Here is a 2,477-nt window from a genome sequence, read left to right on the forward strand (position 1 = left end):
CACCGCGGGCGGCCTGCTGGCCTGCGCGCGGCGGCCGGTCCCTGCCCGGGGTGAGCGACGATCGGTCCGCGGATCATCCGGCGGACGCGGCGGCGCGTCGGTCACCGTGTCCCCCTCCCAGGCGGCCGCGAAATCTCACAGGTCGTGGAACGATCAGGTGGCCCGTCAGCATTCCGGCGCGCTGGCCGCAGCGGACCCCTTCGACTACTCAACGTACCCGTATCGGATGGCGCGTACCCGTCACCGCCCCGTCACGGCGGGAACGGTCGGTCACCATCCGCGACATGCGATGCGTCCCCGGCAAAGGGCTCCACCGGAGCAGAAAGCCGACGGCGCGCCCGCGGCTACTCTCCATCAGGCCGGCGCCGCGCGATAGAGTCGCGGATCATGAAGGCCCTCGTTCTCGCCGGTGGATCGGGAACCCGCCTGCGGCCGATCACACACACGTCCGCCAAGCAGCTTGTTCCGGTTGCGAACAAACCGGTGCTCTTCTACGGGCTGGAAGCCATTCGCGAAGCCGGCATCATCGATGTCGGCATCATCGTCGGCGAAACGGCCGCGGAGATAGAGACCGCGGTCGGCGACGGTTCGGCGTTCGGTATCCGCGTCACCTACATCCAGCAGGAGGCGCCGCTCGGCCTCGCGCACGCGGTGCTGATCGCCCGCGACTTCCTCGGCGACGACGACTTCGTCATGTATCTGGGTGACAACCTCATCATCGGCGGCATCTCCAGCCTGGTGGAGGAGTTCCGACGAAACGCGCCGGACGCCCTGATCCTGCTGACGAAGGTGGATAATCCGTCCGCGTTCGGTGTCGCGGAACTCGGCGCCGAGGGACGAATCATCCGGCTGGTCGAGAAGCCGCAGGTGCCCCCGAGCGACCTCGCCCTCGTCGGTGTCTACATGTTCGGCACGGCCATCCACGAAGCGGTACGGGCGATCAAACCGTCCGCCCGGGGAGAGCTGGAGATCACCGAAGCCATCCAGTGGCTCGTCGACAACGACCGCGGCGTGTCCTCGCACCTCGTCGAGGGCTACTGGAAGGACACCGGCCGGCTGGCCGACATGCTGGAGACGAACCGGCATCTACTGGAATCGCTTGAGCCGGCCATCCATGGCAGCGTCGACGCGGACAGCTCGATCGTCGGCCGGGTCGTCATCGAGGAAGGCGCCTCGCTGGTCCGCTCGACCGTGCGCGGACCGGCCATCATCGGCCGGGACACCACTCTGATCGACACCTACGTCGGGCCCTTCACGTCGATCTTCCATTCGTGCGCCATCGAACGTACCGAGATCGAGTACTCGATCGTCCTGGAGCGGGCCACGATCCGCGGTATCGGCCGCATCGAGGACTCGCTGATCGGGCGGGACGTGGAGGTGGTGCCGTCGGCGGCGCTACCGAAGGCGCACCGCCTCATGCTCGGCGACCACTCCCGCGTCTCGGTCGCCACCGTTCCGGGAGCCTGATCCCGCCGGGGCCACCGAGCCGTCCCGGGACTGCAAACCGCCCTGGGGATCCGAGCCGTCCCGGGACTCCGAGCCGTCCCGGGACTCCGAACCGCTCTGGGGATCCGAGCCGTCCGCCGCCGGCCCGGCCGACAGCCGTGTCCGGCGGAGGCCGGCTGGCATCGCCTTGGCGCCCACCCCGGCAAGGACGACGTTCGCCGCAAAAAGGGCAGTGGTCAGGACGAAGACGGCGATCGTCACGCCGATCGGGAACGGCGCCCACCGACCGATCGCCGACACCACCTGCGGTATCCGGGCCGGCGTGAAGGACACCCGACGCGGCAGCCAGTAGTACGAGCAGATCGCCAACAACGCGGTGCCCTGCATCAGCAGCGCCGCCACCAGCAGCATCAGGGGGGCGAACCGCTCGCGTCCGGCCATCGCGCGGCGCAGCCCGAGCGCGACCACGACACCGAGGCCGACGATGCCCAGGTAGAGGTAGCGGCCTTGGACGGCGATCCCGCGGGTGTAGACCTTGTAGTCCGCCCAGCTCCGCTGGCCGACCGAAAGGTAGGCAAAGGCGACCGGCAGCAGGAGAACCACGGCACCGGCGGCGCCGGCCAGCCGGTCGGCGCGCGAAAGCCGGCGCCGACCCCCGACGATCGCCAGCACGCTCAGGCCGACGACGACGACCGTGGCCAGCACGATCGCGATCGGGGACAACTGCGGCGGCTCGAACAGCCCGAGCCCGCCCCAGAAGCGCGAGATCATCGTGCGGAAGAAGTACGAGAACCAGGTGAAGAACGAGTCGGGCAGCAGCAGCGGCTCGCGGCGCGGCGGATTGGTCGCCCAGCCGTTGGGCTGCACCGCGCCGTACAGCACCTGGTTACGCACCCACCACCAGCCGCCGATCGCGACTCCGACGCTGACGGCCAGCGCCGCGGGCACCCAGGGCAGCGACGCCGCCTCCGACCGGAACCACCGCGTCCAGCGGGCCAGGCGCGCGCCGCCAGCCGCCGCCGGCCCCGCAC

The 2,477-nt window shown here is 70.0% G+C and carries 2 protein-coding genes; one reads left to right on the forward strand and one right to left on the reverse strand.

Features of this window, described 5'->3' with window-relative positions; all coding sequences use genetic code 11:
- Positions 1-387: 387 nt before the first annotated feature.
- On the forward strand, positions 388-1,467 hold the full coding sequence (locus tag MXD58_RS28980) for a glucose-1-phosphate thymidylyltransferase (RefSeq protein ID WP_248838405.1): 1,080 nt from the start codon (positions 388-390) through the stop codon (positions 1,465-1,467).
- Here MXD58_RS28980 and MXD58_RS28985 read toward each other — a convergent pair.
- On the reverse strand, positions 1,396-2,477 hold a 1,082-nt coding region (locus tag MXD58_RS28985), incomplete at its 5' end, for a glycosyltransferase family protein (protein ID WP_518478713.1). The genes MXD58_RS28980 and MXD58_RS28985 overlap by 72 nt on opposite strands.

It is taken from the genome of Frankia sp. AgKG'84/4 (assembly GCF_023242965.2).
In the GTDB taxonomy this organism is placed as follows: Bacteria; Actinomycetota; Actinomycetes; order Frankiales; family Frankiaceae; genus Frankia.

What these genes read in the sequence shown, in the direction of transcription:
- MXD58_RS28980 (WP_248838405.1), top strand. Translation starts at nt 388, where the DNA reads ATGAAGGCCCTCGTTCTCGCCGGTGGATCGGGAACCCGCCTGCGGCCG.